The 14,538-nt window shown below is 74.4% G+C and carries 13 protein-coding genes and 1 pseudogene; 9 read left to right on the plus strand and 5 right to left on the minus strand.

Features of this window, described 5'->3' with window-relative positions; genetic code table 11:
* Positions 1–164: 164 nt before the first annotated feature.
* Positions 165–641, plus strand: coding sequence for a hypothetical protein (locus KSNIM_RS34520; RefSeq protein ID WP_263107104.1), 477 nt, complete (start codon positions 165–167; stop codon positions 639–641).
* 109 nt (positions 642–750) lie between these two features.
* On the opposite strand, the gene KSNIM_RS34525 is transcribed toward KSNIM_RS34520, so the two are convergent.
* Both KSNIM_RS34525 and KSNIM_RS34530 read right to left on the minus strand, forming a co-directional pair.
* Positions 751–2,025: a M48 family metallopeptidase gene (locus KSNIM_RS34525; protein WP_263107106.1), complete on the minus strand. Its 1,275-nt coding sequence runs from the start codon at positions 2,023–2,025 to the stop codon at positions 751–753.
* A 150-nt stretch (positions 2,026–2,175) separates the two neighbouring features.
* Positions 2,176–3,804, minus strand: coding sequence for an MFS transporter (locus KSNIM_RS34530; RefSeq protein WP_263107107.1), 1,629 nt, complete (start codon positions 3,802–3,804; stop codon positions 2,176–2,178).
* Positions 3,805–3,900: 96 nt separating this feature from the next.
* Here KSNIM_RS34530 and KSNIM_RS34535 point away from each other — a divergent pair, with 96 nt between their 5' ends.
* On the plus strand, positions 3,901–4,518 hold the full coding sequence (locus KSNIM_RS34535) for a TetR/AcrR family transcriptional regulator (RefSeq protein ID WP_263107108.1): 618 nt from the start codon (positions 3,901–3,903) through the stop codon (positions 4,516–4,518).
* 32 nt (positions 4,519–4,550) lie between these two features.
* On the opposite strand, the gene KSNIM_RS34540 is transcribed toward KSNIM_RS34535, so the two are convergent.
* The gene (locus KSNIM_RS34540; protein ID WP_263107110.1) at positions 4,551–4,775 is read right to left on the minus strand and encodes a hypothetical protein; all 225 of its coding nucleotides are present in this window, start codon (positions 4,773–4,775) and stop codon (positions 4,551–4,553) included.
* A gap of 127 nt (positions 4,776–4,902) precedes the next feature.
* On the opposite strand from KSNIM_RS34540, the gene KSNIM_RS34545 reads away from it, so the two are divergent.
* Positions 4,903–5,373, plus strand: a complete 471-nt coding sequence (locus tag KSNIM_RS34545; protein ID WP_263107111.1) for a hypothetical protein — start codon at positions 4,903–4,905, stop codon at positions 5,371–5,373.
* A 112-nt stretch (positions 5,374–5,485) separates the two neighbouring features.
* Here KSNIM_RS34545 and KSNIM_RS34550 read toward each other — a convergent pair whose 3' ends face one another.
* Both KSNIM_RS34550 and KSNIM_RS34555 read right to left on the minus strand, forming a co-directional pair.
* Positions 5,486–6,751, minus strand: coding sequence for a HEAT repeat domain-containing protein (locus tag KSNIM_RS34550; protein WP_263107112.1), 1,266 nt, complete (start codon positions 6,749–6,751; stop codon positions 5,486–5,488).
* Between the two features lie 132 nt (positions 6,752–6,883).
* Complete coding sequence (locus KSNIM_RS34555) at positions 6,884–7,738, minus strand: helix-turn-helix transcriptional regulator (RefSeq protein WP_263107113.1); 855 nt, start codon at positions 7,736–7,738, stop codon at positions 6,884–6,886.
* Positions 7,739–8,300: 562 nt separating this feature from the next.
* Here KSNIM_RS34555 and KSNIM_RS34560 point away from each other — a divergent pair.
* The 6 genes and pseudogenes from KSNIM_RS34560 to KSNIM_RS34585 all read left to right on the plus strand — a co-directional run.
* Positions 8,301–8,777, plus strand: coding sequence for a hypothetical protein (locus KSNIM_RS34560; protein WP_263107114.1), 477 nt, complete (start codon positions 8,301–8,303; stop codon positions 8,775–8,777).
* A gap of 156 nt (positions 8,778–8,933) precedes the next feature.
* Positions 8,934–9,692 carry a hypothetical protein gene (locus tag KSNIM_RS34565; protein WP_263107116.1) on the plus strand — a complete coding sequence of 253 codons (759 nt, stop codon included), beginning with the start codon at positions 8,934–8,936 and terminating at the stop codon, positions 9,690–9,692.
* Entirely contained in the window at positions 9,689–10,195 is a 507-nt protein-coding gene (locus KSNIM_RS34570) for a hypothetical protein (protein WP_263107118.1), read from the plus strand. The genes KSNIM_RS34565 and KSNIM_RS34570 overlap by 4 nt, the downstream gene beginning before the upstream one ends.
* 292 nt (positions 10,196–10,487) lie before the next feature.
* Positions 10,488–11,468, plus strand: coding sequence for a hypothetical protein (locus KSNIM_RS34575; RefSeq protein WP_263107120.1), 981 nt, complete (start codon positions 10,488–10,490; stop codon positions 11,466–11,468).
* A 77-nt stretch (positions 11,469–11,545) separates the two neighbouring features.
* On the plus strand, positions 11,546–13,456 hold the full coding sequence (locus KSNIM_RS34580) for an HSP90 family protein (protein ID WP_263107121.1): 1,911 nt from the start codon (positions 11,546–11,548) through the stop codon (positions 13,454–13,456).
* Positions 13,456–14,538, plus strand: a pseudogene (locus KSNIM_RS34585) (hypothetical protein); the annotation flags it as partial. The gene KSNIM_RS34580 and the pseudogene KSNIM_RS34585, both read left to right, overlap by 1 nt.

Genomic DNA, 14,538 nt, shown 5'->3' on the forward strand with positions numbered 1-14,538 from the left:
GTCCGTGCCGTGGGCCGACCCTGCGGTTCGGGCGCGATCCGCAGGGTCGGGCCCCTCGCGGGGGCCTCCCGGCCGGGCCCGTGCGCGCCCGCAGGGGCGGCGTTGCGCCGCGCAGCCCCGGCGGGATTGACTGGGACCGTATCGACCGATGCCGGAGGACAGCCATGAGCAGCGCCTTCCCGGCCCGCGGCCAGGATCCGGCCGTGTGGGCCGCGGCCGCCGTGCCGGGCCCGCTGATGCGAGCCCTCGACCAGCGGGGCGGCCTGCCGCACACCGTGCGTCAGGACATCGCCCGCCAACTCGCCGAGGGCACCCCCGCCGGGCGGTTGCGGGACCGCATAGAACGCCGCTGGTGGGAGCGGTACGCGCAGCTGCCCGGCCCGGAGCTGCTGCAGCGCGCCGACGACATCGCCCTCGACCTGGTGGCCGCGCCGACCTGCCCGCTCGGCTGCGAGGACGGCTGGCTGCCGGACGAGTCGCGGGTATGCCCGTGGTGCCGGCCCAACAACACCGTCATCGACGTGGCGCCGGACGACGAGCCCGCCGGCCGCCGGCTCGAACCCGAGGAGCAGGCCCGCCGCGCGGCCGAGGTCCGTGCGGCGATGCGCGCCGGCCGCCGCTACCCGCGCCCCGCACGGTGAGCCGCTGACGGCAGCCGCGATCCCGGCGGGTGCGATTCCGGCGGGTGCGGTTCCGGCAGTGTGCTTCCCCGCAGTGCGTTTTTCCCGGCAGGTGCTTTCCAGGCCGGGGTCAGCGGCCGAGTTCCAGGTCGGCTGCGACCTGCCGGGCGGCGGGTGCGAGCTCGGCGTCGATCGCGGTCCAGTCCGCCGCGTCGGTGTCCAGCCGGGCGGCGGTGGGCGGCAGCCCTTCGAGCATCGCGAGCCGCAGATGGGTCGGGGGGTGCGAGCGGTCGACGGTGCCGAACTCGCGGGCGGAGAGCCGCAGCAGCCGTTCGCGTTCCAGCGCGGGCACGTCGGCGAGCTGTGCGGAGAGCTCCTCCCACGGTCCGGTGGCGGGTGCCGGGGCGGTGCCGGTGCGGCGGGCCCGCCGGGCCCGGTCGGCCCGCATCCTCAGCAGGGTGGTGTCGACCGTCCCCCGCAGCATCAGCGTCCGCAGCAGCCCGAGGCTCGCATCGGTGCCGGCGAGGTCGGCGGCGAGCCGGTCGGCGCGGTACTCGGCGGCCTGGCCGGTGCGCAGCGTCAGCCGGTCGAGCAGGTTCAGCAGCGCCCGCGCCCCGAGATTGAGCGGGCGCAGCAGCAGCTGGAGGATCGCCGAGGCCGCTAGCTCCACGAACGTGCCGAAGGACTGCCGGTACAGGGCGGGCCGGGTCAGTTCCTCCCACTCGTCCAGGGCGGCGAGTGCGGACCGCAGCCACAGCCCGCGACGGCTGTCGGCGTTGACCTGGTGTCCGAGCTCGTGGCCGAGAAGGGCGAGCCGCTGTTCGGGGGCGAGTACCGCCCACAGCGGCAGGCCGAGCCGGAGCACGTGGCGCCGCCGCAGGCCGATCCGGCCGAAGCCGGCGTTGAATTCGGCGGTCACCAGCACGACGTCCACCGGTCTGCCGCCGAGCGCCTGCGCCACCCGGTCGGTCAGGGCGAACAGCCCGGGGGCGTCGCCGCGGTACAGCCGTGCGGTGTTGCGCGGCAGCCGGCCGAGCCGTGGGCGCAGCGAGTGGACGAGGGCGGCGGCGAACAGTCCGAGCACCCGGAGCGGCCAGGTGGGTGCCGCGATCAGCAGGCCCACGGCGCAGACGGCCAGCGTGAGGGTGGTGAGGTGGACGGCGCCGGCGAGCGCGTTGGCGCCGAGCCAGGCCGGGTCGCGGACGGCCGAGCGGTCGGCCGTGACCGCCGCGTACACCCGCTCGACCCGGGCCCGGACGGTGCGGCGCGCGGCCTCCTCCTTCCGCCGGCGGCGGTCGGTGCGCCGCTGTTCGCGGGCCGAGGCGGCCGGCGTCGGTGCGGGGGCGGGATCGAGGTTCCACTCGCACGACGGGCACCAGGACGTGAAGCGCGGGTCGTCTGCCACCGGGCACGAGCACGCCGGGCACAGCGTGGTGGATTCCGTGCGGACTCGGGTCATGCCACATGATCTTTCCACTGCGGCCGCCCGGCGGGAAGGGGAGCCGGGAGGTCCGGTCCTCCGCGCACGGGCGGCTCGTCGCAGGTCCGGGTGTGCTCAGTCCGTCCGTGCCGAAGCGGTCTGTGCAGGCGCAGCGGCAGGGCGGTCCGGGCGGCCGCCGTGCCCGCCGCCGCCGTGCCCGCCGCCACCGTGTTCGCTGTCCGACCCGCCGGGTCGGGCCGGGAGCCGGCCGGGGAGCGCCAGTTTGGCGCCGAGCGCGCCGACCAGGCAGATGCCCGCGGCCACCAGGCAGGCCAGGTGGAAGGCGTCCATGAAGGAGGTCTGGACGGCGGTCAACAGGTCGGCCCGGCCGAGGCCCGAGGCCGTGCCGAGGGCGGACGCGACCGAGTCCTCGGCCGCCGAGGCCGTCCGGGACGGCAGTCCGGCGAAGGCGGTGTCGGCGAGCCGGCTCGCGTAGAGCGAAGTGAAGACGGAGCCCAGGACGGCCACGCCGAGGGTGCCGCCCGCCTCACGGGTGGCGTCGTTGACCGCGGAGCCGACACCCGCCTTGGCGGGCGGCAGCACACTGAGGATCGACTCGGTGGCCGGTGCGGTGGTGAGCCCGAGCCCGAGGCCGATCAGCACCATCTGGCCGACGATCCGCTCGTAGGAGACGAAGGCCGGCGAGGCCGCGATCCACGCGAAGGAGATTCCCAGCAGGACGAGGCCCGCGGTGACCACGGCGCGGGTGCCGAGCCGGGCGACCAGGGCGACGCCGCCGAGCGAGCCGACGGCGATGGTCAGCGCGACCGGCAGGATCCGGACGCCGGTGGAGAGCGTGCCGTACCCGCGGATGAACTGGAAGTACTGGGTCACCAGGAAGATGAAGCCGAAGAGGGCGAAGAAGGCGAGCGTGACCGAGCCGCTGGCGGCCGAGAAGGCCGGGGTACGGAAGAGCGACAGGTCGATCATCGGGTGGGCGCGGCCGCGCTCGATCCGGACGAAGGCCACGGTGAGCACGGCGGTGGCGGCGAACCCGGCCAGCGTGGCGGGGGAGCCCCAGCCGCGTTCCGGCGCCTCGATGATCGTGTAGACCAGGATGCCGATGGCGGCCGAGGAGGCGGCCAGCCCGGGCAGGTCCAGGCGGGCCGAGCCGGGGTCGCTGGACTCCGGCACCCAGACCCAGGTGGCGACCAGCGCGAGGAGGGCGACCGGCACCAGCGCGAGGAACACCGACGGCCAGCCGAAGTGCGCCAGCAGCAGGCCGCCGACGACCGGGCCGACCGCGACGCCGAGGCCGGTGACGGCGCCCCACACCCCGACCGCCTTCGCCCGGGAGCGGCGGTCGGGGAAGGTGTTGGTGATGATCGACAGCGTGGTCGGGAAGATGAGCGCGGCGCAGGCGCCCATGGCGAACCGGACCGCCACCAGCGCGCCCGGTGATCCGACGGCACTGCCGAGGGCACTGGTGGCGGCGAACCCGGCGAGTCCCGCCAGCAGGGCGGGCCGGCGGCCGAAACGGTCACCGAGCGAGCCGGCGCTGAGCACCAGCGCGGCGAAGGCGAGGTTGTAGCCGTCCACCACCCACTGCAGGTCGCGGGTGGTGGCGTCCAGCTCCCGGCTCAGGTCGGGCAGGGCGACGTTCACGATCGTCGTGTCGAGGTTGATCGCGAACGCCGCGAGGCAGACCGTGACCAGGACGAGGAGGCGTCGGCGAGGGGTGAGGGCGGGCATCAGCAGCTCCATCCGCCGTGCATGTTGACAATGACAACATGCGGTGATTGACACGTTTCCACCCCGAAGTGGACAATGTCAACATCAAGCAGGAAAAGCGGTGAAACCTTGGAGAATCGGACATATCACCACGGGAATCTGCGCGAGGCGCTGGTCGACGCCGGAGTCGCCCTCGCCCGCGCCGGAGGCCCCTCGGCCGTCGTGCTGCGCGCCGTCAGCCGCGAGGCCGGCGTCTCGCACAACGCCGCCTACCGGCACTTCGCCGACCACCAGGACCTGCTGGCCGCCGTCGCGGCCCGCTGTATGGAACAGCTCGGCCTGCTGATGGTGCGGCGCACCGCCGAGGTCGCCGAGGACGACCCCGTGCTGCGGGCCTGGGCCAGACTGGCGGCCATCGGCCGGGCCTACGTCGACTTCGCGCTCACCGAGCACGGCTGGTTCCGGACGGCCTTCTCCGGTGCCACCGCCCACGGCGCCAAGCACGCCCTGACGGACCCGGACGCCGGCCGCACCGACCCCTACACCCTGCTCGCCGCCCGTCTCGACGAACTCGTCACGGTGGGGGAACTCCCGCCGGAGCGGCGGCCCGGGGCCGAGTACGCGGCCTGGTCCGCCGTGCACGGTCTCGCCGACCTGCTCGTCGACGGCCCGCTGCGCGACCTCCCGGCGGAGGAGGTCGCCTTCGCCGTCGAGACCGTGCTCGCCGCCGTCGCCCGCGGCCTCTGAGCGCCCGCCCGCTCTCTCGCCCCGGCCCGTGCTCAGAGCCTGCAAGCGCGGATCGCCGCGACGACGGGCAGCAGGAACCCCCAGGCCGCGAGGCCGGCCGGCAGCGCCGCCCCTGCCGCGACCGAGCCCGCGACGGCCCACCCGCCGTGCCCGGCGAGCAATACCCGCGCCAGGCCGACGATCGCCGGCAGCGGCAGCGGCAGCGGCAGCGGCAGGAGCAGCAGCGCACAGAGCGCCGGTTTCTGCCACCCGCGCACATCTCCCGCTCGTGGTCGCGCCGTTCGGCACCGCACTCCCCAACGCGCCACCTCGCACGGCGAGTTCCGGAGATTCGAGTGTCCAGGTGCTCGCCGGGGCACCCGTCCGTGTGGTCGACTCGCCCGTGTGGACACCGTCTTCGCCGGCCTGGTGGCCGTCCTCGGCACCCTCGTCGGCTCCGTCAGCACCCACCTCTTCCAGCGCCGCACGGCCCGGCGTGCCGAGACGGCCGCCCGCACCGAGCGGCTGCGCCAGGAGCGGCTGGCCGCCTACAGCGAGTTCGCCGCCGCCGCCAACGAGTTGAAGCGCGGCCTGATCACCGCCTGGTTCCGCCGCCGTGACGAGCCGCGGGACGAAGCGGCCCACCGCGCCGCCCAGACCGAGGCCGACCGCCTCGGCGCGCTGGCCGAGACCGCCCGCTTCCGCCTCCACCTGGTCGCCGACGACCCCGGGGTGAACCGACTCGCCGCCACCGTGCTCGGCGCGACTGCTGGGCTGCACCGCGCGGCCGACCGCCAGCAGATCATCCGCCTGGAGCGGGAGTTCGAGGCAGCGGTCGACGCCTTCCTCGCCGCGGCGGCCCGGCAGGTCCGCTGACTCCGCGCGGTGCTGCGCAGTGGCTCGGCGATCGGCTCTGCCGCCAGGGCCGCCGTCCTCGTGCCGTCGAAGCCCGTGGCCCCCTTCCGCCGTGCCCGTGGGAAGTCCGCCGTCAGACCGACAGCGCTCCGGGGAACACCCCGCGGCCGACCCCCGGGGCCGTGACGGCGAACCAGCCGTGGCCGGCCATCGGCGTGTCCTCGTCGATCTCCTCCGGGTCGACGGTGAGCCGCCCCGCCACGGCCTGCGCGTCCGACTCCAGCGAGGCGTTCGGCTCGTACATGCCCGGCTCCCACAGCGGGTCCTCGGTCTGCGGCTCCTCCCAGGGGAGCGGATCGCCCGTCCAGGCGGGCTCGCGGTAGGTCTGGAAGGAACGGACGACGCCGCGGCCGCGTTCGGCGATCGCCCAGTGGTGACAGTCCTCGTAGCCGTCGCGGTAGCAGTAGTGCGCCTGCCCGCAGGCCTCCGCGAGCCGCTCCAGCCGACCGTCGTCCGGGCAGTTCACCAGGACGGTGCCGAAGAACAGTCGCCAGCCGGCGATCTCGGGCGTGACGAAGACGCGGTGCACCGTCAGGTCGGTGCCGTCCGGCCGCGCCACGACCGCCTCGTCGTGCACCCGGCCGGTCAGGCCCATCGCGAGCGTGGCAGGAGTCCGGTCGTGCAGGCCGAGCGCATCGAAGGCCGCCTGGTAGCCCTCGCCGGGGACCGCGACCCAGTGGAAGTCCCACATCTCGTCCGGGAGCCGGTCGTCCAGCAGCTTGATGCGCACCAGCCGCTCCAGCGCGGCCCGGTCGCGGGCCGACAGACCGTCGCAGGCGCCGAGGTGGGCGAGAGCGTGCAGGGCGTGGCGGCGCAGCCGGCCCGGGCCGTCCGCCCGGACGGCCAGCAGCTCGTCGGCGGCGGCCGGGCCCAGCGCATCCAGGAACCGGCGGGCCGAGAACTCCTCCCGCCGGTTGCCGAGGAACGGCAGGACGGCGGCCAGCGCGGGCCGGGCGTCGGGCCCGAGACCGTGCAGGGCGGTGAGCGCCGCACCGCGGACCTCCGGCACGGCGTGCCCCAGGAGGGCGGCCAGCTCGTCCAAGCACCGTGCGTCGAACAGGCCCAGCAGCGCGGCGAGTTCCCGCTCCTTCGGTGGTATGCCACCCTCGGTGGACGCGGCTGCCGCCGCCCGCACGGCGGGCGGGCCGATCTCCCGCAACGCCTGGGCGACCTCCGGCCGCCCGGACCGCTCGAACTCCGGCCGCGCCGCCAGCAGCGCCGGCACGGCCGCCTCGCCCGCCGCGACCAGCCGGGCCACCGCGTCTCCGGCGTCGCCACCCGCCACCTGCCCGAGCAGCTCGACCAGCCCGCTCACGTGCTGTTCCGTCGCCTTCTCCATGATCGACAGGCTGGCCCGCCCCACTGAGGTGCCACCCCACTGACGTGGCACCTCACTGACGTGCCACCCCACTGACGTGGCACCCCGCTGACGCACTGCCCCGCCCGACGCGACGTGGAGACCGTTGCGGGCTCACCGCGGTGCCGGGGCCGCCCAGGCGAGGAGCATCCGCAGGGCGTCCTCCGACGAGGAGCCGGGCTCGGCGGCGTAGGTGATGAGGGCCTGGTCGGGGTCGTCGGCCGCCCGCAGCGTCTCGTACGCCAACACCACCTCGCCGACCAGCGGGTGGTGGAAACGCTTGCTGCCGGAGGTCTTGTCCCGGACGGGGTGCTCGGCCCACATACGGCGGAAGTCTGCGCTGTGCATCGACAGTTCGCCGATCAGCCGGGCGAGGGTCGGGTCGCCGGGGTGTCGTCCCGCCTCCAGATCGAGGTAGGCGACGTTCTCGCGGGCACAGTCGGCCCAGTCCGCGAACAGCTCCCGGGACGACGGGGCGAGGAAGGTGATCCGGGCGATGTTCCGCTCGGCCGGGTCGAGTGCGCCGTAGTCCCCGAGCAGGGCCGCGGCGGCCGGGTTCCAGGCGAGAACGTCCATCCGCCGCCCCATCACCACGGCCGGGAAGTCGTCGAGGTGGTCGATCAACCGCCGCAGCATCGGCCGGACGAGCTGCCGCTGCGGCGGACCGTCGGCCGGCACCGCGCCGCGGCGGCGCGGCCGCGCCAACTGGTGCAGGTGCCGGGTCTCGTCCTCGTCCAGCCGCAGCGCACGGGCGAGCGAATCGAGTACCGAGGCCGAGGGGTTCGGCACCCGGCCCTGTTCCATCCGTGTGTAGTAGTCGACGCTGACCCCGGCGAGCAGGGCGATCTCCTCCCGCCGCAGCCCGGCGACGCGGCGCGCGCCCCCGTACTCGGGCAGGGCGACGTCCTGCGGCCGCAGCCGGGCCCGCCGGCTGCGCAGGAACTCGTTGAGGCCGGTCGCAGTGCTCATGCCGCCGATTGTCCCGGGCGCCGGCAACCGCTGCCTGGCCCTGTCAGTACCAGGCACTCTGCCTGGCGGACCGTCACTCACGGGGCCTTCGCGTGGCGGCTCCACCGCCGCTGCGAACGCAAGGCGAGTCTGCCGGACAGGGCAGATCGCCGTTGCCACCCCGCCCGTGGGCCGGGGGCCGGCACCTTGGCAGCCGGGCGGATGCCGGATGGCAGGTGGGGCGGACACCAGTGGTGCAAGGTGCGAGTCCGGTGGAAGGGCGGGAGCATGGACGAGGACCGGGTCGGACGCACAAGGGTGCAGCGGAGGTGCGCAGTCCGGTGTCCCGTCGGCCGGAGGGCCTGCCGCGGCGACCTGCAGGGCAACCTCTCCGGCATCGCCCGGTCGCGGCCGACCGTCCGGTCGCGGCGTTCCGATCCGGCGTCCGTACCCGGCGTTCCGATCCGGGACGGGAATCGCCCGGGCACGGCGCCCCGTGGCAGGCGGGAGCGCAACCGGGAGACTCCGCGGGTCACCGTGCCGAGATCCGTGCGACATCCGTGCAAGGCCGGGAGGAAGGGTCATGACATCTGTGACAAGGGCGCTGGTGTACGGTGCCGCGGCGGGTGCCGCCGGCACGACGGCGCTCAACATCGTCGGCTACGCGGACATGGCGGTGCGGGGCAGGCCTGCCAGTTCCACCCCTGAGGTCACGCTGCGCGCGTTGGCCGACAAGCTGCATGTGCGCATCCCCGGTGAGGGCCAGGTCCAGGAGAACCGAGTGGCCGGCCTGGCGCCGCTGACGGGCTTCGCCGCCGGGCTCGGCATCGGTGCCGTCCTCGGACTGGCACGCTCGGCGGGCTGGCGCCCCGGCGTGGCCGTGCAGTGCGCCGTCACCACGGTAGGCGTCCTGATCGGCACCAACGGGCCGATGACGGTACTCGGCGTCACCGACCCGAGGACGTGGTCCGTGACCGACTGGATCTCCGACATCGTGCCGCACTTCGCCTACGCGGTGGTGACGGTCGGCGTTCTCGACCGGATGGATCCGGCAGCGTGAGACCTCCGGGCCCGGTCGGCGGCCGGGTGCCACTGCGGCACCTGGGCGGCGGCCGGTGGTCCGTCCCCCTCGGCGACGCGCGGTGCATCACGTCGCGGGATCTCGACGCTGCCCGAGCCCGATCGCCACGAATACGGCCACCGAAAGGCTCGTCCCATGAGTGCCGAACTCCTCGACCTGGCGATCTCCACCGCCGGCGGCAAAGAACTCTGGGAGACCGTGCGGGGTTTGAAGGTCGACATCTCCATCGACGGACCGGTGTGGGGGATGAAGGGCTGGCCGCAGGGGACGACGTTCCACCAGATCGTCACGCTCGACACGGTCAGGGAGCACATCCTGTTCACCCCGTTCACCCGCCCCGACCGGCAGATGGTCTTCGACGCCGCCTCCGACAGTGTCGTCGTGCAGACGCTCGACGGCGAACCGGTCCAGACTCTCGCTCCTGCCCGCGCCGCCTTCAAGGGAATGCTGCGCAACACCGCCTGGGACGCCGCCCATCTGGGCTACTTCCTGGGCTACGCGTGCTGGAACTACTTCACCACGCCGTTCCTCTTCACGTATCCGGGCGTGCAGGTCCGCGAGATCGAGCCGTGGTCGGAGGCCGGGCAGACCTGGCGACGCCTCCAGGTGCGCTTCCCGCCCGAGATCGCCACGCACAGCCCCAACGCGGTGTTCTACTTCGACGCCTTCGGCATGCAACGCCGAATGGACTACGTCGCGGAGGTCAACAACAGCTTCCTCGTCGGCCACTACACCGGCCACCACCGGCGCTTCGACGGGTTGCTCGTGCCGACGCGCCGACGCATGTTCCGCCGCAACCCCGACAACAGCGTCAACCTCAACTACCCCTCCATCACGGTCGACGTCCACGGCGTGGAGCTCCTCGGCGCCGACGACGAACAGGTAGGGCCATGACCACGAACAACGCGCTCGTCGACCACCCCGCCCGGCGGCTCGTCGTGACGCTCCCGCGTCCCTACGACGCCGCGTGCGAGCACTTCGAGACCCTCGTGCCCGAGGTCGACCTCCACCGCTTCTACCAGATGGCCTCCTGGAAGGCCACGTTGGAGCTCGCCGAGATCAACGCCCCGTACGGGTTCATGCGCTACTACCGCAGCGACATCACCGCCCTGATGGCCGGCTCGGCGTCCCTCTGGAAGGCCTCGCAGTACTTCGTGGGCAACCACACCATCGCCGAACGGGTGTTCCGCCAGGACGCGTCGGCCATGCTGCACGCACCCCTGCCGGCCCTGATCTACGCGGATCCCGACGGCGACACGAAGTTCGTTGTCGACCAGCCCAGCCTGCTGCTCGCCGGCTACGGCAACCCGGAGATCGCCGAGGTCGGCGGCGAGCTCGACGCCCTCCTCGCCGAGCTGATCCGGCTCCTCGGCGGCGAGGCACCTCCCGACCTGTGAAGCGCGGCGGCACAGCCTGCCACCGCCAGCCCCTCCCGCCTGCGCCGTTGCAGCACCACCGCCCGCCCTTGCCGTCACCCCTGGTCGGCCGTGCACGACCCGCAGGCGGGCGCTCTCACGGCACCCGCGCCGGTCGGCGCGGGAATGGACTGCCCTGCCGTCGCCCCCGCGTGATATGTACTCCGTTCGAGTGATCGTCGTACACGGCCCACTCACCTGTGCAGAAGCACCTGTGGACACGAACGTGTGCCGCGGCCGGACTCCGGCCGGCGGCACGGAGGGGGCTGCCGCCATGTCGATTCTCGGACGGCTGCTGGGACGCCGGTCCGGCGGCGGGGGAGCCGGGCCCGCGGTCGACCCGGCCTACGGTGACGAGGGCCTCCGCGGCCTGCATGCCCGGGCCGCCGCCGGCGACTGGCCGGCGGTGCGCGCCGGCCTCGACGCCGTCGAGGACGAGGCGGACCGGACGTGGCTGATCGCGCAGCTCGCCGAGACCGCCGGCAGCGAGACCTGGCTGGCCGCGGCGGTCGCCGCCGAGCCGGACGACGCCCTGCCGCTGCTGCTCGCCGGCGCCCGCCAGGTCTCCTGGGCCTGGGAGGCGCGCACCGGGGCCCGCGCCCAGCACGTCAGCCGCGAGCAGTGGCAGGTCTTCGGCGAGCGGCTGGAGAAGGCCGAGGAGCAGCTGTACGCCGTCGCCGAGCGCGAGCCGGGCTGGCTCGCCCCCTGGTACTTCCTGCAGATCAGCGCCCGCGGCGCCTCCCTCGGCCCGGACGTCGCCCGGTACCGCTTCGAGGCCGCGCTGCGCCGCCGCCCCGACCACCTCGGCTCGCACCGGCAACGGCTGCAGCAGCTCTGCCGCAAGTGGGGCGGCTCGCACGAGGAGATGCACGACTTCGCCCGGACGGCGATGCTCGCCGCGCCGGAGGGCAGCCCGCTCGGCGAACTCGTCGCGCTCGCCCACGTCGAGCACTGGCTCGACCTGGACAGCGGCGACGACCGCGCGTACATCACCCGGCAGGCCGTCAGGGACCAGCTGCACGAGGCCGCCGAGCGCTCCGTGCTGCACCAGGCGCACGTCCGCGGGCGCGGCTGGCGCAGTGCGTACAACACCTTCGCGATGGCGTTCTCACTGGCGGGGCAGCCGGCCGCGGCGAACCTGCTGTTCCGCGAGATCGGCGACACGGTGACGGAGTTCCCCTGGGCCTACCTCAACGCCGACCCCGTCGAGGCCTTCCGCACCTGCCGCACCGCCGCCGCCCGCGCCGGCGGCTGACACCCGCCCCGGTCACCCGCCGCGGTCACCCGCCCCTCACCGCCCCACCGTCGCCGAACCGAAAGAGCCCCGACCCGGTGTCAACCGACAGCACCTCCCGCGACCCGAAGACCGCAGTCCCCGGCACGGGCGACCCCGGTGCCGCCGCGCCGACCGCGCACACCTTCCAGGTCGACCTGCGCGGCCTGGTGGACCTGCTCTCCCACCATCTGTACTCCAGCCCCCGCGTCTACCTGCGCGAGCTGCTGCAGAACGCGGTCGACGCCATCTCCGCCCGCCGGGCCGAGGACCCGGACGCGCCCGCCCGGATCACCGTGCGGGCCGACGGCGACCTGACCGTCACCGACACCGGCATCGGCCTCACCGAGGCCGACGTGCACACCTTCCTCGCCACCATCGGCCGCAGCTCCAAGCGCACCGCCGAGGGCGGCCTCGACAACTCCGGCCTGGCGGCGGCCCGCAGCGACTTCATCGGCCAGTTCGGCATCGGTCTGCTCGCCTGCTTCGTGGTCGCTGACGAGATCACCGTCGTCACCCGCTCCGCCAGGACCCCGGACGCCCCGGTCGTCGAGTGGCGCGGCCACTCCGACGGCCGCTACACCATCACCACCCTGCCGGCGGAGGCGAAGCCCGAACCCGGCACCACCGTGCACCTCACCCCGCGCCCCGACGCCGCCCAGTGGACCCGCCACGACCAGGTCGTCGAACTCGCCCGCCACTACGGCGGCCTGCTGCGCCACGAGGTCACCGTCACCGACGGCCGCGGCACCGCGACCCGGATCGACGCGCCCGCCCCCTGGGACGTCCGGCACGGCTCCCCGCTCGCCCGCCGCGAGGCCCTCACCGCCTACTGCCGCGACATCTTCGACTTCACCCCGCTCGACACCATCGAGCTCGACCTGCCGCTGGTCGGCCTGCGCGGCGCCGCCTACGTGCTGCCCGACGCCGCCCCGCCCTCGCGCCGGGCCGGCCACCGCGTCCACCTCAAGGGCATGCTGGTCTCCGACCAGGCCGACGACCTGCTGCCGGACTGGGCGTTCTTCGTCCGCTGCGTCGTCGACGCGGACGGCCTGCGTCCGACCGCCTCCCGCGAGGGCCTGTACGCCGACGAGACGCTCGCCGCCGTCCGCGAGGCCTGCGGCGCCCGGATCCGCGACTGGCTCACCGGCCTGTCCGCCAGCGACCCGGCCCTGCTGCACCGGTTCATCGGCGTCCACCACCTCGCCGTCAAGGCGCTCGCCCGCTACGACGACGAGCTGCTGCGGATGCTGCTGCCCTGGCTGCCCTTCGAGACCACCGACGGCAACGTCACCCTCGACGAGTTCGCCCGCGCCCACCCGGTGATCCTGGTCGCCCGCACCGTCGAGGAGTTCCGCCAGGTCGCGCCGATCGCCGGCGCCGCCGGCCTCGGCGTCGTCAACGGCGGCTACACCTACGACAGCGACCTCGTCCACCGGCTGCCCGAGATCCGGCCCGGCACCTCCGTCGCCGACCTGGACCCGGGCACCGTCACCGCCCACCTCGACACCGTCGACCCGACCGCCGAACTCGCCGCCGCCGCCTTCCTCGCCACCGCCCGCGAGGTCGTCGGCCGGTTCGACTGCGACGTCGCACTGCGCAGCTTCCACCCCGCCAGCGCCCCGGCGCTGCTGCTCGACAACCGTGAGGCCCGGCACGAACGCACCCGGGCCCGCCTCGCCGACGAGGCCGACGGGCTGTGGGCCGACATCCTCGGCTCGCTGCGCGCCGAGGTGCCCCGCGCGCAGCTCGTCCTCAACCACCTCAACCCGCTGGTGCGCCGCGCCGCCACCATCACGGGCAAGGAGCTCGCGGTGATCGCCGCCGAGGCCCTCTACGGGCAGGCCGTACTGCTCACCCGCCGCCCGCTGACCGCGGGCGAGAGCGCCCTGCTCAACCGGTCGTTCCTCGGCCTGCTCGACCACGCCATGCTCGGCCGCGAGGCTGCCGACCCGCAGAAGGAGTCCTGATGACGGACACCCCCGAGGCGCTCACCGAGGCGCTGCGCGCCAACGACGCCCGCCCCCACGGCCGGTCGCGCACCGTCACCGCCGAGGAACTCGCCGAGGCCGCCGAGCAGTTCCCCGACCACCGCGAGCTCCAGGTGCTCGCCCTGATGGACCTGATGGAGGCCTACGAGTACGACGGCGAGGCCCGCAAGGCCCCCGTCGTCTTCGCCCGGATCCTCAAGCTCTGGGACACCCACCCCGACGACTTCAACGAGTGGGCCCGCCAGCAGGTGTTCTGGCGGTTCAAGTGGGTCGCCTCCGCGCTGCTCTCCACCCCGGACGTGCCGCTGGACGCGATCCGGCGCTGGCACGACGAGATGCGCAGCCGCTACACCGCCGCCGACCACGGCCTGCAGCCCTACTACGCGCAGCGGTTCCACCTCGCCGCGCACACCGGCGACGGCGCCGACGACGCCTTCGACCTGTGGGCCACCCGGCCGCGCTCGCGGATGAGCGACTGCACCGCCTGCGAGATCCGCGCCCGGGCCCGCCACCACGCCGTCCGCGGCGACGACGCCCGCGCCCTCCAGGAGTGGCAGCCCGTGCTGACCGGCGAGAGCACCTGCTCCGAGGAGCCGTGGACCAGCCACGCCTGGGCCCTGCTGCCGCTGCTGCGCGAGGGCCGGCTCGACGAGGCCCGCTCCAGCCACCTCGTCGGCTACCGCGGCGCACGCGGCAAGTCCAGCACGGCGAGTCAGATCGGCCTCCACCTGGAGTTCTGCGCGCTCTCCGGCAACGAACCACGCGGCCTGGAGATCCTCGCCGAGAACCGGGGCCTGTTCGACGGCCACGGCGACCCGCACGCCCGGCTCGGCTTCCTGGTCGGCGTCGAGGTCCTCACCGCCCGGCTCGCCGCCCTCGGCCACGGCGACCTGCCCGCCGCCGGCCCGGCCGGACAGAGCTGGACGGTCGACGCGCTGCGCGCCCATGTCGCCGCCGAGGCCGAGCAGTTGGCCACCCGCTTCGACCTCCGCAACGGCACCACCGCCGTCGGCGACCGCCGGCGGGCACGCCTCGCCCGCACCCCGCTCCTCGACCGGCCG

This window comes from Kitasatospora sp. DSM 101779 (assembly GCF_025655475.1).
Taxonomy (GTDB): domain Bacteria; phylum Actinomycetota; class Actinomycetes; order Streptomycetales; family Streptomycetaceae; genus Kitasatospora.